23 protein-coding genes, 1 tRNA gene and 1 pseudogene are annotated in these 26,122 nt (G+C 50.7%); 14 read left to right on the top strand and 11 right to left on the bottom strand.

Features of this window, described 5'->3' with window-relative positions:
- Positions 1 to 4 precede the first annotated feature (4 nt).
- Complete coding sequence (hpaA, locus tag ACLJPQ_RS01370; protein WP_000336602.1) at positions 5 to 901, top strand: 4-hydroxyphenylacetate catabolism regulatory protein HpaA; 897 nt, start codon at positions 5 to 7, stop codon at positions 899 to 901.
- 13 nt (positions 902 to 914) lie between these two features.
- Positions 915 to 1,853: an MBL fold metallo-hydrolase gene (locus ACLJPQ_RS01365; protein ID WP_000976561.1), complete on the top strand. Its 939-nt coding sequence runs from the start codon at positions 915 to 917 to the stop codon at positions 1,851 to 1,853.
- Positions 1,854 to 2,260: 407 nt separating this feature from the next.
- Here the strand turns inward: ACLJPQ_RS01365 and ACLJPQ_RS01360 are convergent, their stop codons facing one another.
- From ACLJPQ_RS01360 to cbpA, 3 genes are all read right to left on the bottom strand, one after another.
- A complete protein-coding gene (locus ACLJPQ_RS01360; RefSeq protein WP_001537781.1) occupies positions 2,261 to 2,623 on the bottom strand; it encodes an anti-adapter protein IraM in 363 nt (120 codons plus the stop codon).
- 653 nt (positions 2,624 to 3,276) lie between these two features.
- Complete coding sequence (gene cbpM / locus ACLJPQ_RS01355) at positions 3,277 to 3,582, bottom strand: chaperone modulator CbpM (RefSeq protein WP_001284251.1); 306 nt, start codon at positions 3,580 to 3,582, stop codon at positions 3,277 to 3,279.
- Positions 3,582 to 4,502: a curved DNA-binding protein gene (gene cbpA, locus ACLJPQ_RS01350; protein WP_000420603.1), complete on the bottom strand. Its 921-nt coding sequence runs from the start codon at positions 4,500 to 4,502 to the stop codon at positions 3,582 to 3,584. Before cbpA ends, cbpM begins: the two co-directional genes overlap by 1 nt.
- Before the next feature lie 235 nt (positions 4,503 to 4,737).
- On the opposite strand from cbpA, the gene ACLJPQ_RS01345 reads away from it, so the two are divergent.
- The 5 genes from ACLJPQ_RS01345 to agp all read left to right on the top strand — a co-directional run bounded on the left by ACLJPQ_RS01345 (position 4,738) and on the right by agp (position 9,525).
- On the top strand, positions 4,738 to 5,100 hold the full coding sequence (locus tag ACLJPQ_RS01345) for a copper resistance protein (protein ID WP_001118902.1): 363 nt from the start codon (positions 4,738 to 4,740) through the stop codon (positions 5,098 to 5,100).
- Between the two features lie 48 nt (positions 5,101 to 5,148).
- A complete protein-coding gene (locus ACLJPQ_RS01340) occupies positions 5,149 to 7,035 on the top strand; it encodes a protein-disulfide reductase DsbD family protein (RefSeq protein ID WP_023261105.1) in 1,887 nt (628 codons plus the stop codon).
- Positions 7,032 to 7,655, top strand: a complete 624-nt coding sequence (locus tag ACLJPQ_RS01335) for a DsbA family protein (protein WP_017440946.1) — start codon at positions 7,032 to 7,034, stop codon at positions 7,653 to 7,655. The genes ACLJPQ_RS01340 and ACLJPQ_RS01335 overlap by 4 nt, the downstream gene beginning before the upstream one ends.
- Entirely contained in the window at positions 7,645 to 8,151 is a 507-nt protein-coding gene (locus ACLJPQ_RS01330) for a protein disulfide oxidoreductase (protein ID WP_061425029.1), read from the top strand. Before ACLJPQ_RS01335 ends, ACLJPQ_RS01330 begins: the two co-directional genes overlap by 11 nt.
- A gap of 132 nt (positions 8,152 to 8,283) precedes the next feature.
- Positions 8,284 to 9,525 (top strand): bifunctional glucose-1-phosphatase/inositol phosphatase, encoded by a 1,242-nt coding sequence (gene agp, locus ACLJPQ_RS01325; RefSeq protein WP_000749201.1) that lies wholly within the window; start codon positions 8,284 to 8,286, stop codon positions 9,523 to 9,525.
- Between the two features lie 33 nt (positions 9,526 to 9,558).
- Here agp and ACLJPQ_RS01320 read toward each other — a convergent pair whose 3' ends face one another.
- On the bottom strand, positions 9,559 to 9,786 hold the full coding sequence (locus ACLJPQ_RS01320) for a YccJ family protein (protein WP_001143125.1): 228 nt from the start codon (positions 9,784 to 9,786) through the stop codon (positions 9,559 to 9,561).
- Between the two features lie 20 nt (positions 9,787 to 9,806).
- Positions 9,807 to 10,403 (bottom strand): NAD(P)H:quinone oxidoreductase, encoded by a 597-nt coding sequence (wrbA, locus tag ACLJPQ_RS01315; protein ID WP_001062898.1) that lies wholly within the window; start codon positions 10,401 to 10,403, stop codon positions 9,807 to 9,809.
- Between the two features lie 384 nt (positions 10,404 to 10,787).
- On the opposite strand from wrbA, the gene ACLJPQ_RS01310 reads away from it, so the two are divergent.
- Complete coding sequence (locus ACLJPQ_RS01310) at positions 10,788 to 10,955, top strand: general stress protein (RefSeq protein ID WP_001273663.1); 168 nt, start codon at positions 10,788 to 10,790, stop codon at positions 10,953 to 10,955.
- Between the two features lie 136 nt (positions 10,956 to 11,091).
- Positions 11,092 to 11,730, top strand: a complete 639-nt coding sequence (gene rutR / locus ACLJPQ_RS01305; RefSeq protein ID WP_000083128.1) for an HTH-type transcriptional regulator RutR — start codon at positions 11,092 to 11,094, stop codon at positions 11,728 to 11,730.
- Here rutR and ACLJPQ_RS01300 read toward each other — a convergent pair.
- Together ACLJPQ_RS01300 and putA are read right to left on the bottom strand one after the other, a co-directional pair.
- Positions 11,727 to 12,122, bottom strand: coding sequence for a lysozyme inhibitor LprI family protein (locus ACLJPQ_RS01300; protein WP_000821064.1), 396 nt, complete (start codon positions 12,120 to 12,122; stop codon positions 11,727 to 11,729). The two genes, rutR and ACLJPQ_RS01300, sit on opposite strands and share 4 nt — an antisense overlap.
- A 58-nt stretch (positions 12,123 to 12,180) precedes the next feature.
- Entirely contained in the window at positions 12,181 to 16,143 is a 3,963-nt protein-coding gene (putA, locus tag ACLJPQ_RS01295) for a trifunctional transcriptional regulator/proline dehydrogenase/L-glutamate gamma-semialdehyde dehydrogenase (protein ID WP_061425031.1), read from the bottom strand.
- 421 nt (positions 16,144 to 16,564) lie between these two features.
- Here putA and putP point away from each other — a divergent pair, with 421 nt between their 5' ends.
- From putP to ACLJPQ_RS01280, 3 genes and pseudogenes are all read left to right on the top strand, one after another.
- On the top strand, positions 16,565 to 18,073 hold the full coding sequence (gene putP, locus ACLJPQ_RS01290; protein WP_001018467.1) for a sodium/proline symporter PutP: 1,509 nt from the start codon (positions 16,565 to 16,567) through the stop codon (positions 18,071 to 18,073).
- An 892-nt stretch (positions 18,074 to 18,965) separates the two neighbouring features.
- A complete protein-coding gene (gene phoH, locus ACLJPQ_RS01285; RefSeq protein WP_000533525.1) occupies positions 18,966 to 19,754 on the top strand; it encodes a phosphate starvation-inducible protein PhoH in 789 nt (262 codons plus the stop codon).
- 279 nt (positions 19,755 to 20,033) lie between these two features.
- Positions 20,034 to 20,162, top strand: a pseudogene (locus ACLJPQ_RS01280) (integrase); the annotation flags it as partial.
- A gap of 920 nt (positions 20,163 to 21,082) precedes the next feature.
- On the opposite strand, the gene ACLJPQ_RS01275 reads toward ACLJPQ_RS01280, so the two are convergent.
- The 4 genes from ACLJPQ_RS01275 to ACLJPQ_RS01260 form a co-directional block, all read right to left on the bottom strand.
- Positions 21,083 to 21,565 (bottom strand): hypothetical protein, encoded by a 483-nt coding sequence (locus ACLJPQ_RS01275; protein WP_001027751.1) that lies wholly within the window; start codon positions 21,563 to 21,565, stop codon positions 21,083 to 21,085.
- A 117-nt stretch (positions 21,566 to 21,682) separates the two neighbouring features.
- The gene (locus tag ACLJPQ_RS01270) at positions 21,683 to 21,961 is read right to left on the bottom strand and encodes a hypothetical protein (RefSeq protein ID WP_125011029.1); all 279 of its coding nucleotides are present in this window, start codon (positions 21,959 to 21,961) and stop codon (positions 21,683 to 21,685) included.
- A 142-nt stretch (positions 21,962 to 22,103) separates the two neighbouring features.
- Positions 22,104 to 22,739 carry a GAD-like domain-containing protein gene (locus ACLJPQ_RS01265; RefSeq protein WP_001205572.1) on the bottom strand — a complete coding sequence of 212 codons (636 nt, stop codon included), beginning with the start codon at positions 22,737 to 22,739 and terminating at the stop codon, positions 22,104 to 22,106.
- A 1,284-nt stretch (positions 22,740 to 24,023) separates the two neighbouring features.
- A tRNA-Ser gene (locus ACLJPQ_RS01260) sits at positions 24,024 to 24,111 on the bottom strand.
- 235 nt (positions 24,112 to 24,346) lie between these two features.
- Between ACLJPQ_RS01260 and ghrA the strand changes: the two genes are divergently transcribed.
- Positions 24,347 to 25,285: a glyoxylate/hydroxypyruvate reductase GhrA gene (gene ghrA / locus ACLJPQ_RS01255; RefSeq protein ID WP_000402552.1), complete on the top strand. Its 939-nt coding sequence runs from the start codon at positions 24,347 to 24,349 to the stop codon at positions 25,283 to 25,285.
- A gap of 84 nt (positions 25,286 to 25,369) precedes the next feature.
- The gene (locus tag ACLJPQ_RS01250) at positions 25,370 to 26,107 is read left to right on the top strand and encodes a phosphatase (RefSeq protein ID WP_000283643.1); all 738 of its coding nucleotides are present in this window, start codon (positions 25,370 to 25,372) and stop codon (positions 26,105 to 26,107) included.
- Positions 26,108 to 26,122 lie beyond the last annotated feature (15 nt).

Here is a 26,122-nt window from a genome sequence, read left to right as displayed (position 1 = left end):
AACTATGTGCCAACGTGCGATCGCCAATATTGATATCAGCAAAGAGTATGACGAAAGCATGGGCAGTAACGATGTGCATTATCAGTCGTTTGCTCGTATGGCGGATTTCTTTGGTCGTGATATGCAGGCGCATCGCCACGACCAGTTTTTTCAAATGCACTTTCTTGATACCGGGCAGATTGAGCTACAGCTCGACGATCATCGCTATTCGGTGCAGGCGCCGCTATTTGTGCTTACGCCGCCCTCGGTGCCGCATGCTTTTATTACCGAATCGGATAGCGATGGCCATGTTCTGACGGTACGCGAAGAGCTGGTTTGGCCGCTGCTGGAAGTGCTTTATCCCGGCACCAGAGAGGCCTTTGGCCTGCCGGGAATCTGCCTGTCGCTGGCGGATAAACCCAACGAGCTGGCGGCGCTCAAACATTACTGGCAGCTAATTGAGCGGGAGTCCACGGAACAACTGGCTGGCTGCGAACATACCCTGGTGCTACTGGCGCAGGCGGTATTTACCTTGCTGTTGCGTAATGCGAAGCTGGACGATCACGCCGCAACCGGGATGCGCGGTGAACTGAAACTTTTTCAGCGCTTTACCCTGTTAATTGACAACCACTTCCATCAGCACTGGACGGTGCCCGATTATGCCTGCGAGCTGCATATTACCGAATCTCGTTTGACCGATATTTGCCGACGTTTTGCTAATCGCCCGCCTAAACGCCTGATTTTTGATCGGCAATTACGCGAGGCGAAACGACTGCTGCTTTTTTCCGACAATGCTGTCAACGAGATCGCCTGGCAATTAGGTTTTAAAGATCCGGCTTATTTCGCCCGTTTCTTTAATCGCCTTGCTGGCTGTTCTCCTTCGCAGTTTCGCCAACGTGAAGTTCCCTCTTTTCTCAACTAAGAAGAGTAAAAACATGATGAAAAAAAGCGTCGCTATGCTGGCGGTTTGTATGCTGGCGCAAAGCCACCTTGCCATTGCTGCCGGTACTCCTGCGCCTCAAGAGATCAACATTGTTTTACTGGGCACCAAAGGCGGGCCTTCTTTGCTCAATACAGCCAGACTACCGCAAGCGACGGCGCTCACTATCGGCGATAAAATATGGCTGATAGATGCCGGCTACGGTGCCAGTCTGCAACTGGTGAAAAACGGCATTCCACTGCGCAACATCAATACTATTTTGCTCACCCATCTGCACAGCGACCACATACTGGATTATCCTTCCTTGCTGATGAATGCCTGGGCAAGTGGTCTGAAAGACCATACCATACAGGTGTATGGCCCGCCGGGAACCCAGGCGATGACGAAGGCTAGCTGGAAGGTCTTTGACAGGGATATCACGTTACGCATGGAAGAAGAGGGGAAACCCGATCCGCGCAACCTGGTTAAGGCGACCGATATTGGCCAGGGCGTCATCTATAAAGATGAACTGGTCACAATAAGCGCGCTGAAAGTGCCTCATTCCCCTTTCCCGGACGGTGAAGCGTTTGCTTACCGTTTTGATACCCAAGGTAAGCGAATCGTCTTCTCTGGCGATACGTCCTGGTTTCCGCCGCTTGCAACGTTTGCCCAGGGGGCGGATATCCTGGTACATGAGGCGGTACATGTCCCTTCGGTAGCAAAACTGGCTAATAGCATTGGCAACGGAAAAACGCTGGCTGAAGCGATTGCGTCGCATCACACCACGATTGAAGATGTCGGTAAGATTGCTCGCGAGGCCCACGTGAAAAAACTGGTGTTAAGTCATCTGGTGCCTGCGACGGTTGCGGATGACGTCTGGCAACAGGAAGCCATGAAAAATTACCCGGGCCCTGTCATTGTCGGTCATGACAATATGACGATAAGCGTACCGTAAGTATCAGGGCAGGGGTAAACCCACGGGCTGACATGATGTCAGCCCGTTATGCTTTTGGCGATCAGCATGACGCGCAGAGCTTTTGTCTAAAACATTATTTTTTCTAAACACTACTCGCTGATTTTTATGCACAATAAAGGTAAGATGATTGCTCTGGTGAAATATTACTAAATAAGAATGTCACGGATGGAATTTATACAGTGTTAAAAGCAATGCGTTTCTTTGTCTGCCGGCCATCAGTAATATCCTCTGTACCGGCTCCTCGTTGCCAAAGTGAAGGTTAGATTAAACGAATCAAAAAATATCCGAACTGTACAATTTTTATATCAAACATATTTAACTGCAAAATACTGCAAACGTGCGCGAATACACTTAATCAGTAGTATGGCTAATGCATACTTTATTTCCTAAACTTTCTTATTATCTATTTGAATATTTCTGGTTAAACCAAATGGACAAACGGATACCAGACACTCGAAAGGATAACTGCAGGCTTCTGGTTTAGGATTGCAGTTACCAGGACAGTGGCTATTTTCTTTAAGCGATTTCCATAGAACAGGATTAAACCTGGTAACGTTGTAAACAGTAACGGGATAAAGTTTATCGTTTATTAAGACCCCCTTATTAAAGGGGATGATAATGCTACCTGGAGGCATGTAAACATCTGCCTGATACCATAAGGTCAATCTAAGATTTTTTAGGCTATGTATGCATGAGAACGACACTCCGGTAGAGGGACTTATAACTGTATCAACGACCTTCCATTCCATTACAGAAACCTTTTAAGTGAAATAGTCAATGGTGTAAATTACATTTTCCGCAAGCCTATTCAGGATAGATGAAAATCTGAGAAACATAACTCGTTGAAAACGATCGTTTTTTATTGACCACTCTATTTATATTGATTTTTTAATAAGTTATTTATTTTATGCTCTTATTTTGTTTACATTCTATTACATTTTTGTATTTTAGGCGTGGTGTAAATATTGGGCGGTAGTGGATGTTATAACGCTCAATTATTAAACTGTAAGTGACTGTTGTATTTCTTATTTATAAATACCGCAACCTGTAAGCGCAGCGGTACATTTTACCCGGCATTGACAGGGAGAAGGTACGTATCAACCAGAGAGTACAAAACAGTGAAAGAATATATTCTTCAGGCAATAAATGATCGCTAACGTGTAAAAATAACCGACGTATCTAAAAAATGTGAACGTGTGGCTGGTCTTTATTTAAACGATGATCTTCGCAATGGCGCATTAATGGCTGACATTGGCGGTTCGTTGATCGGGTTGTGCGCGGTGAAAGGCTATATTTCTTCCGTTGGGGGAAGTATGTCAGAGGCATTCTGGTATTATACCGGGTGCATGTAAATCCGGGGTGGGCAGAAAGCCCACCCTCGGTTTATTGCCTTTATCGTGGATTAGGGATGCGAGATAAAGCGAGAAAGGCGTTGCAGCAGTAACCGGTTTTCTTCGCGCAGCCGTGAATTCTCTTCCAGCAGCGTTAACGCGACCGCGATCCCAGGCCAGTCGAGCGCCAGCTCCTCGCGTAAGCGTAGCGCGCGTTGTACCACGCTCGCTGCGCGATCGTCGAATTGCCAGTCGGCGTTATCGTCTTCGTAAGGCTCAATTACGCCAAGTCCGACGATTTCGTTTAGCTCCTCTTCCGTCACGCCGGTGTGCAAACAAAATTCGGTGATGGTAAAGGTGACAGTGATGTTAGCCATTATGCTTTCCCCCATTGCTGGCGTGGGTCAAAGGACGACTGCGCGTCCGCCAGTTGTTGCCACAGGGCAGCTGTTTTCTCGTCAGGTTTCGGCGGCATAACGATTTTGATGATGGCATAGAGATCGCCAGTGTGCTTTTTACTGGCTAATCCTTTTCCTTTGATACGCAGCCGCTGACCTGCCTGGCTGCCGGGGGGAATGGTCAGCAAAATACGCTCTTTAAGCGTTGGCACAGACACCTTAGCGCCGAGCGCCGCCTCCCATGGGGCAAGCGGAAGGACGACTTCCAGATCCTGATTGACAATATCAAAGAGCGGATGCGGGGCAATATGGATAACGAGCCATAAATCGCCATTAGGTCCGCCGTTTTCCCCCGGCGTGCCCTGGCCTTTCAGTCTGATTCGTTGCCCGTTGCTGACGCCAGCCGGGATTTTCACATTCAATGTTTTGGGAATTTCCCGCTCCACCAGGCCGAACGCGTTATAAACGGGGACGGAATAGCTAATCGTACGCTGGTGCTCTTCCAGCGTTTCTTCCAGGAATACCGCCACTTCAATTTCGATATCATGACCGCGTGCGGCGTGGCGGTGGTGCGAATGGCGACCGTGCTGACCAAAAATAGACGAGAAAATATCATCAAAATCTTCAGCGTTATACGGCTGGCCTTCGTGTTGCTGGAACTGGCGATTAAATTGTGGATCGTTACGGTGTTGCCATAACTGGTCATACTCGGCGCGCCGTTGCTCATCACTCAGCACTTCCCATGCTTCAGCAACCTCTTTGAAACGGGCTTCGGCATCGGGTTCTTTGCTGACATCTGGATGGTACTTGCGGGCCAGCCGGCGATAGGCGGTCTTAATCGTCTTGAGATCGTCCGTCGGTTTCACGCCCATAATGGCGTAATAATCCTTAAGTTCCATAGCATCATCTCGCTAAATCAATACATACAGAAGGGACCCCAAAAAGGTTTCTCCACTAAGTGTAGGGTAAACCTGAAAAGTGCGTATGAAAACACCAGTTATATCATTAGTAAGAATAAATTACGTTGTTCGACTATCAGAAGGTTGCGCAGCGCGCCGACATAACTTTACAGGGGAAAGGTTGCCAAAACCGCGCCAGTGGCTAAGATAACTCGCGTTAAACAGTGAGGGCGCAATGGCGAAACAACAACGGATGGGCTGGTGGTTTCTTTGCCTTGCATGTGTCGTGGTAATGGTTTGTACCGCGCAACGCATGGCGGGCCTGCACGCCTTGCAGATGCAGGCGACGGCCTCTGCTGCGGTGGTCAGCGCTCCCTCCTCGACAGATGACGGCTCGCCGGTCACCCCCTGCGAATTAAGCGCCAAGTCGCTGCTGGCGGCGCCTCCGGTACTCTTTGAAGGTGCTATCCTTGCGCTTTGTCTACTGCTTTCCTTACTGGCGCCTGTCCGGGTCATGCGCCTGCCGTTTTCGCCTCCACGGGCTATTTCGCCGCCCACATTACGGGTACATCTACGATTTTGTGTCTTCCGTGAATGACAGACCGGTTATTGCTAACGGTTAATTACTCATTCACGGAGAAAAAATATGATGATTTTGTTCAGGCGGATACTGTTCTGCCTGTTATGGCTTTGGCTGCCCGTCTCCTGGGCGGCGGAAAGCGGCTGGCTGCGTTCGCCCGATAACGACCATGCCAGCATACGGCTACGTGCCGATACGTCCGCTAACGGCGAGACCCGGCTGTTACTGGATGTCAAACTGGAAAACGGCTGGAAAACCTACTGGCGCGCGCCGGGGGAAGGGGGCGTGGCGCCCTCTATCGCCTGGAAAGGCGACATGCCTGAGGTAAGCTGGTTCTGGCCAACCCCCTCGCGCTTTGATGTGGCGAATATCACCACCCAGGGATATCACGACGAGGTGACCTTTCCGATGATCGTGCGCGGTACGCCGCCCGCGACCTTGAGCGGTGTGTTGACGTTATCAACCTGCAGCAATGTTTGTCTGTTGACCGATTACCCCTTTTCCGTGACGCCCACTGTGCAGAATGCCGATTTTGCCCATGACTATGCGCGGGCGATGGGTAAAGTTCCGCTCCGCAGTGGACTGACGGACTCGCTTGACGTCGGCTATCGCCCGGGAGAACTGGTGGTCACTGCTACGCGAGCGGCGGGCTGGTCATCGCCCGGGCTCTATCTTGACACCATAGATGACGTCGATTTTGCGAAGCCTCGCCTGCGCGTAGAGGGCGACAGGTTACAGGCGACGGTGCCGGTGACGGACAGTTGGGGCGAAAAGGCGCCCGATTTGCGCAACAAATCGCTGACCCTCGTGTTAGCCGATGGCGCTATCGCCCAGGAGAGCACGCAAACCATTGGCGCTGCGCCAGCGCAAACGCCGGACAATGCGGCGCTACCTTTCTGGCAAGTTGTAATGATGGCGCTGATCGGCGGGCTGATTCTTAATTTAATGCCTTGCGTACTGCCGGTTCTGGGCATGAAACTTGGCTCTATTTTATTGGTAGAGGAAAAAAGCCGCTCTCACATCAGGCGACAATTTTTGGCTTCGGTCGCCGGTATCATTGCGTCATTTATGGCGCTGGCGGCGTTTATGACCCTCCTTCGCCTGTCAAACCATGCGCTGGCCTGGGGAGTCCAGTTCCAGAATGTATGGTTTATTGGTTTTATGGCGCTGGTGATGTTGTTGTTTAGCGCCAGCCTGTTCGGGCTTTTTGAGTTCAGGCTTCCCTCATCTATGACCACGAAACTGGCCACTTACGGCGGTAACGGTATGTCGGGACATTTCTGGCAGGGGGCATTCGCCACGCTGCTGGCGACGCCTTGTAGCGCGCCGTTTCTGGGCACGGCGGTCGCCGTGGCGCTCACGGCGTCGTTGCCGACGCTGTGGGGGCTGTTCCTTGCGCTAGGCCTGGGGATGAGCGCGCCGTGGCTACTGGTCGCGATACGACCAGGGCTTGCGCTACGTTTACCGCGCCCCGGGCGTTGGATGAATGTCCTGCGCAGGATCCTCGGTCTGATGATGCTGGGGTCGGCTATCTGGCTGGCGACGTTACTCCTGCCGCATTTCGGCTTCACTGCGTCAAAGAGCGCGCAAGACACGGTTCAGTGGCAACCGTTGAGTGAACAGGCAATCCAGTCGGCGCTGGCGCAGCATAAGCGGGTATTTGTCGATGTCACTGCGGACTGGTGTATTACCTGTAAAGTGAATAAATACAACGTCCTGCAAAAAGAGGATGTGCAGGCCGCCTTGCAACAGCCGGATGTTGTGGCGCTGCGGGGAGACTGGACGCTGCCGTCCGATGCCATTACAGATTTTCTGAAAACGCGCGGCCAGGTCGCCGTGCCGTTTAATCAGGTATATGGCCCCGGCTTGCCGGAAGGGGAGGCATTGCCCACTTTGCTGACCCGCGATGCGGTATTACAAACGTTGAAAAAAGCGAAAGGAATAACCCAATGAAATACATGATTGTTTTACTGCTGGCGCTGTTTTCAACGCTGAGCATCGCGCAAGAAACCGCCCCTTTTACGCCGGATCAGGAAAAGCAGATTGAAAATCTGATCCATGCGGCGTTGTTTAACGATCCTGCCAGCCCGCGGATAGGCGCTAAACACCCTAAGCTGACGCTGGTGAACTTTACGGATTACAACTGCCCGTACTGCAAACAGCTCGATCCGATGCTGGAAAAGATTGTGCAGAAATATCCTGACGTTGCGGTCATTATTAAACCGCTGCCATTCAAAGGAGAGAGTTCCATACTGGCGGCGCGTATTGCGCTGACCACCTGGCGCGAGCATCCGCAACAGTTCCTCGCGCTACATGAAAAACTCATGCAAAAGCGCGGTTACCATACGGATGACAGTATTAAACAGGCCCAGCAGAAAGCAGGGGCTACGCCAGTGACGCTGGATGAAAAAAGCATGGAAACGATACGCACTAATTTGCAGTTGGCAAGGCTGGTCGGCGTGCAAGGAACGCCAGCGACGATCATTGGCGACGAGCTGATTCCGGGCGCAGTGCCCTGGGATACGCTGGAAGCGGTGGTGAAAGAAAAACTGGCGGCTGCCAATGCCGGGTAAACTGCGGCGTTGGCTGCGTGAAGCCGCGGTTTTTCTGGCGCTCCTCATCGCGATAATGGTGGTCATGGACGTCTGGCGCGCGCCGCAGGCACCTCCGGCGTTTGCCGCGACACCATTACGTACGCTGACGGGAGAGTCGACAACTCTGGCGACATTGAGCGAAGAACGCCCCGTACTGCTCTATTTTTGGGCCAGCTGGTGCGGGGTATGCCGCTTTACTACGCCTGCGGTCGCTCGCCTGGCGGCGGAAGGGGAAAACGTCATGACCGTTGCGCTCCGCTCCGGCGATGACGCTGAGGTTGCCCGCTGGCTGGCGCGCAAGGGCGTTGACTTCCCGGTCATCAATGATGCTAACGGCGCCTTATCCGCTGGCTGGGAAATCAGCGTGACGCCAACGCTGGTGGTGGTTTCACAAGGTCGGGTTGTGTTCACCACCAGCGGCTGGACCAGCTATTGGGGCATGAAGCTTCGGCTGTGGTGGGCAAAAACGTTCTGAATATGCGCCGGGGTTTCCCGGCGCTAACGCGTTTACTGTAAGAAAAACCCCCGTTTTGCGAAATCGTTCCCGGAAAAATGATCCATTTCTGTCACACTCAGAACGATTTGATAACAACAAGAGGTCATAGGGATGAAAAAATCATTACTCGCTGTTGCTGTGGCAGGGGCTGTTTTGTTGTCATCCGCCGTACAGGCGCAGACAACGCCGGAGGGTTATCAATTACAACAAGTGCTGATGATGAGCCGCCATAATCTGCGGGCGCCGCTGGCGAATAATGGCAGCGTACTGGCGCAGTCGACGCCGAACGCCTGGCCGGCGTGGGACGTTCCCGGCGGGCAACTGACGACGAAAGGCGGCGTGCTGGAAGTCTATATGGGACACTACACACGTGAATGGCTGGTCGCGCAGGGGCTGATACCGTCGGGAGAATGTCCGGCGCCCGACACGGTATATGCCTATGCGAATAGTTTGCAGCGCACCGTCGCCACCGCGCAATTTTTCATTACCGGCGCTTTCCCCGGCTGTGATATTCCTGTTCATCATCAGGAAAAAATGGGCACTATGGACCCTACCTTCAATCCGGTGATTACCGATGATTCCGCCGCGTTCCGGCAACAGGCCGTACAGGCGATGGAAAAGGCGCGTAGTCAGCTACATCTTGATGAGAGTTATAAACTGCTTGAGCAGATAACGCATTATCAGGACTCGCCGTCCTGCAAAGAGAAGCATCAGTGTTCGCTAATCGACGCGAAAGATACCTTCAGCGCGAACTATCAGCAAGAGCCTGGCGTGCAGGGGCCGCTGAAAGTAGGGAACTCGCTGGTGGATGCGTTTACCCTGCAATATTACGAAGGGTTTCCGATGGATCAGGTCGCCTGGGGCGGGATCCACACCGATCGGCAGTGGAAGGTGCTGTCAAAACTGAAAAACGGCTATCAGGACAGCCTGTTTACCTCACCCACGGTGGCGCGCAATGTCGCTGCGCCGCTGGTGAAATATATCGATAAGGTGCTGGTTGCCGATCGCGTTAGCGCGCCGAAGGTTACCGTGCTGGTGGGGCATGATTCCAATATCGCGTCGCTGCTGACGGCCCTGGATTTTAAACCCTATCAGCTCCATGACCAGTATGAGAGAACGCCGATTGGCGGTCAGCTTGTCTTCCAACGCTGGCATGACGGCAACGCTAACCGGGATTTGATGAAAATCGAGTATGTCTACCAGAGCGCCCGGCAGTTACGCAATGCGGAAGCGTTAACGCTCAAATCGCCCGCGCAAAGGGTAACCCTGGAACTGAAAGGATGTCCGGTGGATGCGAACGGCTTCTGTCCGCTGGATAAGTTTGATAACGTCATGAACACTGCCGCAAAATAGCCGTATGCCCCCGCGCAGGCGGGGGCGTTTGTGTTATACGTTTTTACGTTCGATGATTTGTTCGCCCCAGAAGAGCGAGTCTTTGTCCGTTTTCTCAAAGGCTTTGATCAGCACCTCATCGCTACCTTCTTCCCATATTTTTTCTGCCAGTTTCTCGTCATAGTGAGCGACTTCAAAAATGGCTTCGGCAATTTCCGGCGACGTATTACGCAGGCTTGCCCATTCGCCGACGCGGTGCGCTTTTGCTTCTTGAGTTGGCATTCGAATCCTCCTGTTGAAGATTAGCCGTTGAGTTTGACTGCCAGACCGGCGACGTATTCCCCCTGATAGCGAGCGATAGAGAGTTCCTCCTGGCTTGGTTGACGTGAACCGTCGCCTCCGGCGATAGTCGTTGCGCCGTAAGGCGTGCCGCCGCGAACCTGGGAGACGTCAAAGAGTTCCTGTGCGGCATAGCCTATCGGGACGATCACCATCCCATGATGGGCAAGAGTAGTCCAGGTCGAGGTGATGGTCTGCTCCTGGCCGCCGCCCGTTCCGGTAGAACTGAACACGCTGCCGAGCTTGCCGTATAGTGCGCCGGATGCCCACAGTCCGCCGGTTTGGTCCAGGAAGGTACGCATCTGGCCTGACATATTGCCAAACCGGGTTGGCGTACCAAAAATAATGGCATCGTAATCCGCCAGCTCCTGTGGGGTGGCAACCGGTGCGTTTTGCGTTTTACCGCCAGCTTTTGCGAAGATTTCAGGCGGCATTGTTTCTGGCACACGCTTTATAATGACCTCTGCGCCGTCGACTTTCTTTGCCCCTTCCGCCACCGCGTGCGCCATGGTTTCAATGTGTCCGTACATGGAATAATAGAGCACCAGAATCTTTGCCATTTGTACTACTCCTCAGATTAATCAGGTGTGTAGCGATTCGCTACGTCTATTTAAAGATATGCTCTCCTGTGAAGAGTGCAAATTTCAGCGCCATTTCTTTGATTTATAACAATAATTAATTTGGCGACCTTTGTTGCAAAATGATACATTTTTAAGCGCTTTGATTTTCCCAAATATAAGAATAACTTATTTATTTCTTATGGTTATTATTCTGCATATTCGGCTTCTGATGTTGCAGAATATTTCGGTAAGCGGCCTACCACGGCGTTTTTCACTATGCTTAATGTTACGCGGCGTTACTGATGATATCGTTCATACGCTGCGCGAGGAGATACTCCTCATTACCTATGCAATATGATGTCTAATCTATGACGGAGGTCAGTAATGGCAAACCATCGTGGCGGTTCCGGTAATTTTGCGGAAGACCGCGAAAGAGCATCAGAAGCAGGTCGTAAAGGTGGTCAGCACAGCGGGGGCAATTTTAAGAATGACCCGCAGCGTGCATCCGAAGCAGGCAAAAAAGGGGGCAAAAGCAGTAACCGTAATAGCTAGCCTGCGTCACAACAGCAAGACGCTGAGCGTTTCACGCTAAAAAGCGTCATGCGCCACCGCCGCCGGATTTCCGGCGGTTTTTTTGTTTATAAGCCGGATTTGGTATGCTTGCGTCCTGACAAAAAGGAGAGGGCGCATGTCGCAACGCACAGAGAAAAAAATCGGGAAACGCTCGCAGGCCACCGGTGCAAAACGGCAGCTTATCTTAACCGCCGCGCTTGCTGTTTTTTCCCAGTATGGTATCCATGGCGCGCGTCTTGAGCAGGTCGCCGAGCGGGCAGGCGTCTCCAAAACCAATCTGCTTTATTATTATCCCTCGAAAGAGGCGCTGTATGTCGCGGTAATGCGACAGATCCTGGATGTCTGGCTGGCGCCGCTCAAGGCGTTTCGCGCAGAATTTTCCCCTCTGGAGGCCATCAAAGAGTATATCCGTCTCAAGCTGGAGGTTTCGCGTGATTATCCGCAGGCGTCGCGGCTCTTCTGCATGGAGATGCTGGCGGGCGCGCCGCTCTTAATGGAGGAACTGACCGGCGATCTAAAAGCGTTGATAGATGAAAAATCCGCGCTGATTGCCGGATGGGTGCACAGCGGGAAACTGGCGCCCGTCTCCCCGCACCATTTGATCTTCATGATTTGGGCCGCCACGCAACATTACGCCGATTTTGCCCCTCAGGTTGAGGCGGTAACCGGCGCGACGCTTCGCGATGAAGCCTTTTTCAACCAAACGGTCGAAAGCGTTCAGCGCATTATTATTGAAGGGATTCGCGTGCGTTAACCGGCTGGCGGCAGTGGGCAGCTCAAATCACCCTCTTCACATTGCAGCAGTGAGGCTAAAAACGCTTCGCGTTCGTTCGTTTTATCGGTCAGGCACTGGCTGGCGATCATGGGTTGCACGCTGCCGCCCTCCGTACCTGAACGAATCAACGCGCAATCGGCGTCGCGCAGGGCAATCCATGCCACCTGTGCTTTTTGTAACAGCTCGCGCTGCGGCGGTTGCGCACGCTTAAGCGCGCTTTGATAGGTTTCGTTCAGCTTTTTATCTGCCGCCTGGTATTGCGCGGCGGCGCAGCGATTCATTTCCAGCTGCGTACTGGCGCTGGCACACTCATCGGCCAACGCCTGACTGCTGAACAACAACGCCGCGCAGGTAAGGAAAATTCGTTTCATACGGTCCTCTGACGCGAGTAAAAAGGCTCCATTGACGGAGCCTTAATTAACCACAGTATTAGCCAATTGTCATCAGGCTGGCATTACCGCCAGCGGCGGCAGTGTTTACGCTCAGCGAACGTTCAATATAGAGCCGTTCCAGCAGTATATTGCTTTCGCCGCGGGCGAACCCCTGTACCGACACTATCGCGCCTTCGCGGGCGGCGACGGCTTCGCACACGGTCCGCAGCTTGTCGGAGTCGCCGTGGAAAATCACCGCGTCAAACGGCTGCGCCATCAGCGTTTCCGCTTTCGCAAACTGGACACGCGCCGCAACGGCGGCAGGGAGACGTTTCGCCAGATCGCGGTGGAAGGCGTCGTCTGACCATAGCGCCTGACTGCCGACGGCGAGAACGGCGGCAAGCTGCGTCAACGCGTCCTGTTCGTCATCAGCCAGGCATAATACCCGTTCACGCGGCAACAGCGTCCAGGTATTACGCTCGCCGGTCGGCCCCGGTAGCAGGCGCTGCGTGCCGGCCTGCGCCAGATCGGCGAATTGTCGGCAGAGCGTCTGTAGCGCCGGGCGATCCGCCGCCCATTGCGTCAGAGCGGTCAACGGCGCGAGTAGCGTGGTTTTAAGCTGCGCATCCACCGGGTAACGCGCATCCTGACGAGTCAGCGTCGTATTGAGCGCATTGGGCGGGCGGTGTGCCAGCAGGCGGTAGAGATAGAGCGGCCCTCCCGCTTTTGGCCCGGTACCGGACAGTCCTTCGCCGCCAAACGGCTGGACGCCGACGACCGCGCCCACCATATTACGGTTAACGTACAGGTTGCCGACATGGGCGGAACCGGTGACTTGCGCAATGGTTTCATCAATACGGGTATGTACGCCCAGCGTCAGCCCGTAGCCGGAAGCGTTAATCTGTTCGATAAGCTCCGCCAGTTGGTTACGGTTATAACGCACGACGTGCAGCACGGGCCCGAAGACCTCTTTTTCCAGTTCTGCGAAGTTTTCCAACTCAATAAGCGTGGGCATAACAAACGTACCGGTCTGCCATTCCTGCGCGTCATCGCTGTTTTCACGCGCGGCCTGGAAAACCGGGCGGCCTTTGGCGCGCATTGTCTGGATATGACGTTCAATGTTGGCTTTGGCCTCGCTATCAATCACCGGCCCGATATCGGTCGTCAGACGGCCTGGATTCCCCATCCGACACTCCGCCATCGCGCCGCGTAACATTTTCAGCGTATGTTCGGCGATATCGTCCTGCAAACACAGCACGCGGAGTGCGGAACAGCGTTGTCCGGCGCTGTCGAAAGCGGAAGCCAGCACATCCACGACCACCTGCTCGGTGAGCGCGGAAGAGTCGACAATCATAGCGTTCATACCGCCGGTTTCCGCAATCAAAGGAATAGGGCGGCCCTGGGCGTCAAGACGCGTGGCGATGTTGCGCTGCAACAACGTCGCGACCTCCGTGGAACCGGTAAACATCACGCCGCGTACACGCGCATCGGCGGTAAGCTGGGCGCCGACGGTTTCTCCCCGTCCCGGCAACAGTTGCACGACGCCCGGCGGTACGCCCGCTTCCAGCAAAATGGCAATGCCCTGGGCGGCAATCAGCGATGTCTGCTCTGCCGGTTTCGCCAGAACGCTGTTACCTGCCGCCAGCGCGGCGGCGATTTGGCCGGTGAAAATGGCCAGCGGGAAGTTCCACGGACTGATACAGACCACCGGCCCTAACGGGCGATGCGTTTCGTTATCGAAATCGTCACGTACTTGACCGGCATAATAATGGAGGAAGTCTACCGCTTCGCGCACTTCGGCAATGGCGTTGCTGAACGTTTTCCCCGCTTCACGCACCAACAGGCCAATCAACTGCTGCATTTGGTCTTCCATCAATACCGCCGCCCGCTGCAAAATAGCGGCGCGTTCTTGCGGCGGCGTCGCAAACCAAACCGGCGCCTGATTGACCGCGTTTTGCAATGCCTGTTCAACCTCGCTTTCTGTCGCTTCGCGTCCCCAGCCGACAATATCTTTCGGTTCCGCCGGGTTGATAACCGGCGCCATCTCACCGTCGGCCACCGGTTGTTCCAGCACAGGTTTGGCCTGCCATTTCTGCATGGCGTTGCTTAACAGGGCAGAAGAAAGCGAGGCGAGGCGATGTTCATTCGCTAAATCAAGTCCGGTGGAGTTTATCCGACCTTCGCCGTACAGATCGCGCGGCAGCGGAATTTTCGGATGCGGTATGCCAGCCTGACCTTCCTGCTGCGCCAGTTTTTCCACGGCCTCGACCGGGTCCGCCACCAGTTCATCGAGCGGTAGGGTGGCATCGGCGATACGGTTGACAAAAGAGGTGTTGGCGCCGTTTTCCAGCAGGCGTCGTACCAGATAGGCCAGCAGGGTTTCGTGTGTTCCCACCGGCGCGTAAATACGGCAGGGACGGTTAAGTTTTCCGTCCGCCACTTTACCGGTGACCTGTTCATACAGCGGTTCTCCCATGCCGTGCAGGCACTGGAATTCGTACTGACCCGGATAGTAATTTTGCCCGGCCAGATGATAAATCGCCGCCAGTGTGTGAGCGTTATGGGTCGCGAACTGCGGGTAGATCAGATTAGGGACGGCGAGCAGTTTTTTCGCGCAGGCCAGATAAGAGACATCGGTATACACTTTGCGGGTATAAACCGGATAGCCCTCCAGCCCTTCCATTTGCGCGCGTTTGATCTCGCTATCCCAGTAGGCGCCTTTCACCAGACGAATCATCAGCCGACGGCGGCTACGGGAGGCCAGATCGACTAAATAATCAATGACCAGCGGGCAGCGTTTCTGGTAAGCCTGGATCACAAAGCCAATGCCGTTCCAGCCCGCCAGTTCGGGTTCGAAGCAGAGTTTTTCCAGCAGATCGAGCGAGATCTCCAGACGATCCGCCTCTTCGGCGTCGATATTGAGACCGATGTCATACTGGCGCGCCAGCAGCGTCAGGGATTTCAGGCGCGGATAAAGCTCCTCCATTACCCGATCGTATTGTGCGCGACTATAGCGTGGATGCAGGGCGGACAGCTTAATCGAGATGCCTGGCCCTTCGTAAATACCGCGACCGTTAGACGCTTTGCCGATGGCATGAATCGCTTGCTGGTAAGAGACCATATAGGCCTGCGCATCGGCGGCGGTTAACGCGGCTTCGCCCAGCATATCGTAAGAATAGCGGAACCCTTTCTCTTCCAGTTTTCGGGCATTCGCCAGCGCCTGAGCAATGGTTTCGCCAGTCACGAACTGCTCGCCCATTAAACGCATCGCCATGTCGACGCCTTTGCGGATTAACGGCTCGCCGCTCTTGCCGATAATGCGGTTCAGCGAGCGCGAAAGATTGGCTTCGTTATGCGTTGAGACCAGTCGGCCGGTAAAGAGCAGCCCCCAGGTGGCGGCGTTTACAAACAGCGACGGGCTACGGCCAATATGCGACTGCCAGTTGCCATTACTGATTTTGTCGCGAATTAACGCATCGCGCGTAGCTTTGTCGGGAATACGCAGCAGCGCTTCCGCCAGACACATCAGCGCTACGCCTTCTTGCGAAGAGAGGGAAAACTCCTGCAACAGGCCTTGTACCATACCCGCGCGACCGCTGGCGGATTTTTGATTGCGCAATTTCTCCGCCAGTTGATACGCCAGTTTATGCGCCTGCTCAGCGACAGGCGGCGACAGGCGCGCCTGTTCCATTAGCATTGACACCGCATCGGTTTCCGGGCGGCGCCAGGCGGCGGTGATGGCGGCGCGAGAGACGGATTGGGGAAGAATCTGTTCGGCAAACTCCAGAAAGGGCTGATGCGGCTCATCCTGCGGCGCGACCGGCTCCTCGCTTTCATTTGCCGCGCCGGCAAACAGCGCAGGTAGCTCCGGTAGCGTATCGCTATTTTCCAGCTTGTCCAGATAGCTAAAGATTGCCTGTTTTATTAACCAGTGCGGCGTGCGATCGATACGCGACGCGGCCATTTTGATCCGTTCGCGCGTGGCGTCGTCCAGCTTAACCCCCATCGTGGTGGTTCCCATACCCTCTACTCCTGTTATTCGCTCTGTCTGCTAACCAATAGTTAGCGGAAAATATCCACTATGTTGCAACTTTGTGCAACCGCGTTAAATGTGACCTGCGTTGCAAGCTTAAAAATGAATAAATTGTTAAAAAAAGAAAGAGGGAGTCTGACGGGGAAAACCATCTGGATTTATTTTCTCTGCGGTAGTTAACACTTTTAAAAGGTGCAACCGCAAAAAATGTGAGAGAGTGCAACCTGGAGAAAAATAGTATCCCTCTGCAATCAAATTTGATGTAAATGGTGTGTTAAATCGATTGTGAATAACCACCGCTTCCGGCAGGATACGGTCGCCCTGGTAAACATAACACCCTTGCCACGTTCCGGCAGGGTACAAAACGGCACGCTACGGTAGTGCCAATAAATAAATTTGGAGAACCTTGATGGCTATTAGCACACCGATGTTGGTGACATTCTGTGTCTATATTTTTGGCATGATATTGATTGGGTTTATCGCCTGGCGCTCAACCAAAAACTTTGATGACTATATTCTTGGCGGTCGCAGTCTGGGGCCGTTTGTTACGGCTTTATCAGCCGGCGCGTCGGATATGAGCGGCTGGCTGTTAATGGGGCTGCCTGGCGCTATCTTTCTGTCGGGGATCTCTGAAAGCTGGATCGCCATTGGCCTGACGTTAGGCGCATGGATTAACTGGAAGCTGGTGGCCGGGCGCCTGCGCGTGCATACCGAATTTAACAATAACGCGCTCACGCTACCGGACTATTTTACCGGTCGGTTTGAAGATAAGAGCCGAGTCCTGCGTATTATTTCCGCGCTGGTCATTCTGCTGTTTTTCACTATCTATTGCGCATCAGGTATTGTCGCTGGGGCACGACTGTTCGAAAGCACCTTCGGTATGAGCTATGAAACCGCACTGTGGGCGGGGGCCGCGGCAACCATTATTTATACGTTTATAGGCGGGTTTCTTGCCGTTAGCTGGACGGATACCGTTCAGGCCAGCCTGATGATTTTTGCGTTAATCCTGACGCCGGTGATGGTTATTGTCGGCGTAGGCGGTTTTAGCGAGTCGCTGGAGGTGATCAAGCAAAAGAGCATCGAGAATGTCGACATGCTCAAGGGGCTGAATTTTGTCGCTATTATTTCTCTGATGGGCTGGGGACTGGGTTACTTCGGTCAGCCGCATATCCTGGCGCGCTTTATGGCGGCGGATTCCCATCACAGTATTGTTCATGCGCGTCGTATCAGTATGACCTGGATGATTCTGTGTCTGGCGGGCGCGGTGGCGGTGGGCTTCTTTGGCATTGCGTACTTTAACAATAACCCCGCGCTGGCCGGGGCGGTGAACCAAAACTCAGAACGCGTATTTATTGAACTGGCGCAGATCCTGTTTAACCCGTGGATTGCCGGTGTTCTGCTGTCTGCTATCCTGGCGGCGGTGATGTCGACGTTGAGCTGTCAGTTGCTGGTATGCTCCAGCGCGATTACAGAAGATTTATATAAGGCTTTTCTGCGTAAAAGCGCCAGCCAGCAAGAGCTGGTATGGGTAGGGCGAGTGATGGTGCTGGTGGTAGCGCTGATCGCCATTGCGCTGGCGGCGAATCCTGATAACCGTGTGCTGGGGCTGGTGAGCTACGCCTGGGCTGGATTCGGCGCGGCATTTGGACCTGTTGTCCTGTTTTCTGTGATGTGGTCGCGTATGACACGTAACGGCGCGCTGGCGGGAATGATTATTGGCGCGGTGACGGTTATCGTCTGGAAACAATATGGCTGGCTGGATCTGTATGAGATCATCCCTGGCTTCATTTTCGGCAGCCTGGGGATCGTAATCTTTAGCCTGCTTGGCAAAGCGCCGACAGCAGCGATGCAGGAACGCTTTGCAAAAGCGGACGCGCATTATCATTCCGCGCCGCCGTCGAAGCTACAGGCGGAATAACCGACATGTCCGATAGCATTATTGCCATCGGACATATTTTACCAGGCGGCGTTATACGCCTGCCTGGTCCTCTGATAAGTCCCGGACCGATTGACTGAAGATGTTCAGGTAAATGAGGACGCTCTCTCAAACTATTTTTAGCCCTTGAGCGCCGTTAACGCGGCCGTAATACGTCTCGAGTAATCACTAACTGGCCATATATGAAATCGCCTGTTAATGGTACCAATAGCCTTGACGCAATAGGGTAATGACAAAAATTAAAACGAGTCAGCGTTACTGGCGTAAGTATGCCGCACAAAATTTTGCATAAATAATGCCGTTTTAGCGATGGGAGAGAGGACACGTTAATTACTCCATTTTAACTTTTTATATGTTGAATATTCAATGGGTTATGGGTGGTTTTACCATTAATACCCGCAGTAGCTAATGATTATCTTTTTTAGTCTCCTGCCGATGAAATAATCGTGTAATCTTTCTGTAAGAGACTGACAATGACGCAATAATGTTTGGTTAATACTTGGTGAATATATTGTTGCATTATTGATGTTTTGTGTTGTACTTAGTAGTAATAGCGGTAGTTCCCCGGCAGTGATGGTCACTCACTATGGAGATCGCGAATGGTAATGTCCGCACCAGGACACATTGTTTACAGTAGTTACAACACCCTGTACGGACATTCTCTCTCCGGTGGTGGTCTTGTCACCTTAAAAGCTCTCATCATTTCTCTTACTGTCCATACCCATGACGTCATATGTGGTGCGCGTAGCCGTGTGTGGCGTCGTTTCAAAAAGCAAGCTAAGGCTTACAAGGAAGCCAACCCTCAGATGTGTGTGCGCATAATCGCGTTCAAGAGAACGCGGGTGATGTATACCTACAACTCAAGGTGCTATCCATGGGAAGACAAAAAGCAGTGATCAAAGCTCGTCGTGAAGCAAAGCGTGTGTTGAGACGAGATTCGCGTAGTCATAAGCAACGTGAAGAAGAATCGGTCACGTCACTGGTACAGATGGGCGGAGTAGAAGCCATTGGCATGGCGCGCGATAGTCGCGATACCTCTCCTGTTAAGGCGCGAAATGAAGCACAGGCGCATTATCTGAACGCTATCGACAGTAAACAGCTTATTTTTGCGACCGGCGAAGCCGGCTGCGGAAAAACATGGATCAGTGCGGCAAAGGCGGCAGAAGCATTGATTCATAAGGACGTCGAGAGGATCATTGTGACGCGTCCGGTATTGCAGGCTGATGAAGATCTTGGTTTTTTGCCCGGTGATATCGCTGAAAAATTCGCGCCTTATTTTCGTCCCGTCTACGATGTCCTGCTTAAACGGTTGGGCGCGTCCTTTATGCAATATTGTTTGCGCCCGGAAATCGGTAAGGTAGAAATTGCCCCGTTCGCCTATATGCGTGGGCGTACTTTTGAAAATGCGGTCGTGATCCTCGACGAGGCGCAAAATGTGACTGCGGCGCAAATGAAAATGTTTTTGACGCGACTAGGCGAAAATGTCACGGTCATTGTCAATGGCGATATTACGCAATGCGACCTGCCGCGCGGCGTGCGTTCCGGGTTGAGCGATGCGTTGGAACGCTTTGAAGAAGATGACATGGTAGGGATTGTGCATTTCAACAAAGACGACTGCGTGCGCTCGGCGCTTTGTCAGCGAACGCTTCACGCATACAGCTAATATAGCATTGACTTTCAGAGCCCGGGAGACCGGGCTTTGTTGTCTATCCCCGGTCAGGTGACTTAATACGAAAAAAAGCCCGTACTTTCGTACGAGCTCCTTCTTGAAGATGGCGGTGAGAGGGCTGCCATATTTACGTTCATTATCATTCGCATTAATCATAATTATTTCTTTATATACAATGCGTTGCCATTATTCTTTGTTCGCTGGCGTATTGCTATCTTTTCGTAAAATCGTCATTTTATGCAGTACAGGATGCATGGCAGAATAGTGGGGATTATGCCAAAGAAAGCCAGAGAACTGTCCGCCTTAGCCGTTTCCAGGCTTAAAGCGGAAGGTCGCTATGCTGTAAGTGGTGTTGACGGATTGTATCTGCGGATCGCCAGACGCTCACGCGCATGGGGCCTTATTTATATGCTCATAGACTACATCAAGTTCTGTAAAGGGGGATTTTGCTTCTGAAATGGTCTTATAGCAACCAGTAGCATAGAGATTATTAGTTCCTGCGATTAGCTCAGGTTTAATACTGCCCGGTTTTACATCTGATGGGAGTAATATCTTGTAATATAATTTTGTTACTTCTGAGGATGTATAACGGCATCGCTAAAAATGTTCTTTCTGGTATTCAAAATTACATGTCACTGCCCACAGGAAGGATGGTTTATTATTGATTTCTTTCATTATAATAAATTTCTCTGGATTATCTACATTTTATTTTTTAACATAAAATACATCACAACTAGAAAACTTAAACATTTTATATTAAAACTTTTTCTAATATTCGAATATTATAAATTTAATGGCCATGTAGAAATAAAATATAGTAATAAAAATCTTTAGAGAGAAACTTATCGTATGTTTATGTTTCATAAATGAGAGTATTGGCTGTTTATTAATGTTTTTATTATTGTATTTAATGTGGAAGTGGTGTATTCCCTCAATCCCAATGTCTACTAATGAAAATGCACTATAATAAAAGAATATATATCCTGATAGTGCTACAAGAAATTTAATAAATATAATGCTATGTATATTATTTATATTCCTGATCAATAAAAAACAAATTAGCGAGGACATTACGATGCCAAAAAAAAATCTAAAAAAATTATTATGATACACCTTGATAATCTTGCCTGACAGTTTCATAAGATACCATTATCCACCAATGTTAATATTTGCTTTCCCGGTAAATATAGCCCCCGATGTTGAACCTGCCAACTCTGGTTGTACTGGCCAGGGGGGGCAGTAAAGGGGCCTGTTTGTATATTTTCCTCCAGGTCAATTAGATAAATTTAATATTATAAGAAATGATTCGTTTTAAAGAAATATTATATGTTAATTCCTAAATTTTTTCGATGAAAAACACTAGGGGAAATAAATTTAATAAGATTGATATTTTCACTTGAATCCATGAAAATAACGATAACTAAAAAATCATGAAAAAACGTTAAAACTCTTCTTTCTGGCAACCCGTTTTGATTATCTTTTAACTCTTTTCCCAGCTTTTCTCTTAAGAATTGTAGATGGTCATTGAAATTTAATTTATATGGTAAGTCATCCTTGTTTTTTTGATAGACCACAAGTTCAGAAAAAACAAACTCCCCATCAGACTTGATGGGAAGCAAACTCTCAGACTCATAAGTGGATCTGATTCTAAAACCAAGAGAAACACTACCATCTGGAATATCAAAATATTCTATTCCACCTTTATCTTGAGGACGATTTCTTATTCCATTAGTTATCAAATATAAATCAAATTGTGGATGAATAGTTGTAAACCTTAGAAAGCTAATGCATTCAGTAATATTCATATTATTTCCTTAAATATTTTATGATATGCTTATTTTGGTTAAGTTGCTCATTAATATATTTATACCAATCAACCTTAGATAATTACGCTACGGATTTTTTATACGTCTCACTACATTCTAGGCCAGTTTACCAGCCCCGGCAGCATCTCCAGCTATTGGTATTGCAGCAAAAAGAGAAAAACCAGCCTCAACATAACTCCCTCGGCACAAGCTTATTCCTGCATTCAGCAGGTCAGGAAAAATGCCAGGCCCTGGAACAAGGCCAGCCACATCAAGTTCCGTCTGTAATCCATCTAACCAGCCATCACCTTCATTTTTTTCTGCCGGTGTTTCCTGTTTTACTGGTGGAGTTGCTTCTTCTGCGCTTTTTCCGATGCAGGGAACTATATCCAACAAATCTAAAAGATTCTCAAGAAAATAGTTGGGTTATTTATCATGTATTATATCATTCCTGTCTAAGTCTGTTATCTTTACATAGCCAGCCTCAGGTCAATATTCATCTATTTCAAGCCATTTCCAGAATTGATAAATCCCTCCTTTAGAAGCCTATAATATTAGGGGAAGATAACTCTCTCAGAATCATCAAATGTATTTGACAGTCCACTTTACTCAAATTTTCAATTTTTATTTCTCCGCCAAAAATGTATGCAGGTTCCAAACTAAACATTTCATTATCAGCTAATACGCCTAGTTGTTTAACTGCCCGGTCAAAAATGTAATTATCATTACAATCAAATAAATCAAACTCTTCAACACTTGAAAATGCAAGAAAAGATTCAATTTCACTATTTAATTCATCTGTTGTTTTTACCATAAAACCATTTTCGAAAAAAATTATTTGATTAAATAAAGGCTGAATCGTAATATTTCTTCCGGTAGACTCACCAAAAACATATAATTCGCCAAAGGCACTCCTGGCTATGACATGGTATGCGTCCATTTCTTTAAATGGAGTATCTTCTAGCCATATATCCAGTACATCTTCATACTCATCAGGATTGACAAGACTAAACAATCCATTTTTATACGTTCCCCATCCCTCTGTTTTCCAGTAAGAAAGAAGTTTATCCGGAAGAATTCCTTTCCATTTTGTCATACTTTTCTCTGGAACAGCGCTATAAGATGTAGCTTCTCCAAATTTCTCAATGAAGTAACTAAAGTCTTGATCTCGCATAATATTTCCCCCTGGATTCTAAGCCCTTTGCCCCGGCATAATACCAGTTTAACATTCATCTTTTCTCAAACATGACCTGATTTAATGCTATCATTAGGTGCTTCATCTGGTGTTTTTAGTCTTTCATTCTGATTCCTACTCGCACCTGTTGAACTGTTGATACCACCAGAGGGGGAAGCCGACGACAGCGGTTGCCGTCGGCGTTAATCCGTCCACATCCAGCGTAAAACGCAGGCCATTTTGTGACATAACCTTATCCTGGATTCATTGGCGAAAAAGGAACCACGGCCCGTTCGTGGCAGTGAGGAGGACAGGCGTTTCAGACACACTACCGCCGAAGTTTCCGGCATCCGCCATCTCCCATATATGAAACGTAACAGACGTAACTCATTGCTGGAACGGGTTTTTTGTCTCCGTTTCCGGACAAAAACAGCATCCTGCCATTAAGGCGGAATGCTGTGGAGTTAACGGATTGGAGGTGATTTACACACGCTTACCGAATACGTAGTCAATAACGCTCAAGCTTGGGTCTTCCCGGATATAGCCTTTGAGACGGATGTAGAAAGCCATACCGCTATGACGCTATGGAGGCTGGTGTCGACGCTGGACACTGCCATTCTCAGTCTTATTGGTGAAAACAATATTTCCGAAGACCAGGAACGCTACATTTCGCGGGATGGAAGCGGCTGATACTAAAAAACCACAGGCCTGGAAGACGAGAACCGACGACTCAAACAGATTTTGCTGACTTCAATCTGGAATGTTGGGCGCTAAAAAATGTAACTCATAGATACCCATAGATGTTGAATGATGGTAGTACCTGAAGAAACGGGAAAATCATTATCAGCGGATGGTAATAAAAGACGGTGAGTACATGGAATGAGTGAGAAGGAGAGCTAAAATCAGTCGTGTCCAGCGAAAAAGGGGCATTGCTTCCGAGGTGATCATGGGCAGGGTAGGGTATGTGAAAGCAGGTTATCGATGGCTCAGATGGCACACTTTTTTGGTGCCGATCCATTACACGAGCTTCTTTATGCAGCATTTTATGCAGGGTAAAACCAAAATTACGTTGTAAGTTATTGATTTTGTATTAAATATGGCGGTGAGGGGGGGATTGACTCGCTTTGCTCGCCCCTTCGGGGCAGCCCGTTCGCTGTGCGCCCGGTCTGTCCAACTGGCTGCGCCAGTTGTCGAACCCCGGTCGGTGGTTCTCATCCCCCCTTGGTTTGGGGGATACATATAAGCAAAAAGCCCGTACTTCTGTACAGGCTCTCAACTTAAATATGGCGGTGAGGGGGGGATTCGAACCCCCGATACGTTGCCGTATACACACTTTCCAGGCGTGCTCCTTCAGCCACTCGGACACCTCACCATATTGTCGCTCCAGCATTACTGGAACGGGCGCTAATGTAGGGAAATATCCATTCTACGTCAATCAACTTTTTTAAAAAAAAGCGCGTTTATACAAACTTCCACCAATCTGTGGCTTTAATAAGCGAAAACTGCTTTTTTTGCCCGCGCCGGGAAATTTGCTATGCTGCACATCCCGTTGAAAACGCTGATAACAGGCGCAATCACATTCCGCACCATACTGCTCAGGAGATAACATGGAGATAATTTTTTATCACCCGACATTTAACGCCGCCTGGTGGGTAAATGCGCTGGAGAAGGCTCTCCCACATGCGCGCGTTCGTGAATGGAAGGTCGGTGATAACAACCCCGCAGACTATGCGCTTGTATGGCAGCCCCCGGTTGAAATGCTGGCCGGAAGACGCTTAAAAGCCGTCTTTGCGCTGGGCGCTGGGGTGGATGCAATTCTGAGTAAATTAAATGCGCATCCGGAAATGCTGGACGCCTCCATTCCTCTATTCCGTCTGGAAGATACCGGAATGGGCCTGCAAATGCAGGAGTATGCCGTCAGCCAGGTATTACACTGGTTCCGTCGTTTCGATGATTATCAGGCGCTGAAAAATCAGGCGCTATGGAAACCGTTGCCGGAATATACCCGCGAAGAGTTTAGCGTCGGTATCATGGGCGCAGGGGTACTGGGCGCAAAAGTGGCAGAAAGTCTACAGGCGTGGGGGTTCCCGTTACGTTGCTGGAGTCGTAGCCGCAAATCCTGGCCTGGCGTGGAAAGTTATGTAGGGCGTGAAGAGCTGCGCGCTTTCCTGAACCAGACGCGGGTGCTGATTAATCTGCTGCCGAATACGGCCCAAACGGTAGGAATTATTAATAGCGAATTGTTGGATCAATTGCCGGATGGCGCTTACGTGTTGAATCTCGCGCGCGGCGTGCATGTTCAGGAGGCGGATCTGCTGGCTGCGCTTGATAGCGGTAAGCTAAAAGGCGCGATGTTGGATGTCTTTAGCCAGGAACCGTTACCGCAGGAAAGTCCATTATGGCGCCATCCGCGAGTCGCCATGACGCCGCACATTGCGGCAGTCACCCGTCCGGCGGAAGCCATCGATTATATTAGCCGCACCATTACCCAACTGGAGAAGGGAGAGCCGGTGACGGGGCAGGTGGATCGGGCGAGAGGATATTGACATCAACCCGGCGCGGGCCGGGTTTCGCTAAAAAACGCTGGCGATACCTGCTATCCTTGTCGGAAATGACTACAGGAGAGAGCAATGTATCCCGTTGACCTGCATATGCATACCGTCGCCAGCACTCATGCCTACAGTACTCTGAGCGATTATATCGCGGAAGCCAAACGCAAAGGCATTAAACTTTTTGCGATTACCGATCATGGTCCGGACATGGAAGATGCGCCGCATCACTGGCATTTTATTAACATGCGCATCTGGCCGCGTCTGGTTGACGGCGTGGGGATACTGCGTGGCATTGAGGCGAATATCAAGAACATTAACGGTGAAATTGATTGTTCCGGAAAGATGTTCGACTCGCTGGATCTGATTATCGCAGGCTTCCATGAGCCCGTTTTTGCGCCACATGATAAAGAAACCAATACCCAGGCGATGATCGCGACCATCGCCAGCGGCAAGGTGCATATAATTAGTCACCCCGGAAATCCAAAGTATCCAGTGGAGGTTAAAGCCATCGCGCAGGCGGCGGCGAAACACCATGTAGCGCTGGAAATCAACAACTCTTCTTTTCTGCATTCGCGTAAAGGAAGCGAAGATAATTGCCGCGCGGTCGCTGCCGCCGTACGCGATGCGGGAGGCTGGGTAGCGTTAGGCTCTGATTCCCATACGGCCTTTACGCTTGGCGATTTCACCGAATGCCGGAAAATTCTGGATGCGGTGAATTTTCCGGAAGATCGAATCCTGAACGTCTCGCCGCAGCGCTTACTGGCCTTTCTCGAATCACGCGGTATGGCGCCTGTACCGGAATTTGCCGAACTTTAATCGTTATTTATGGGA

The organism is Salmonella sp. SAL04213 (assembly GCF_046550535.1).
GTDB classification, from domain to species: Bacteria; Pseudomonadota; Gammaproteobacteria; order Enterobacterales; family Enterobacteriaceae; genus Salmonella; species Salmonella enterica.
Note: the sequence above shows the minus strand (reverse complement) of the source record. Positions and strands in the feature narration are given on the sequence as shown.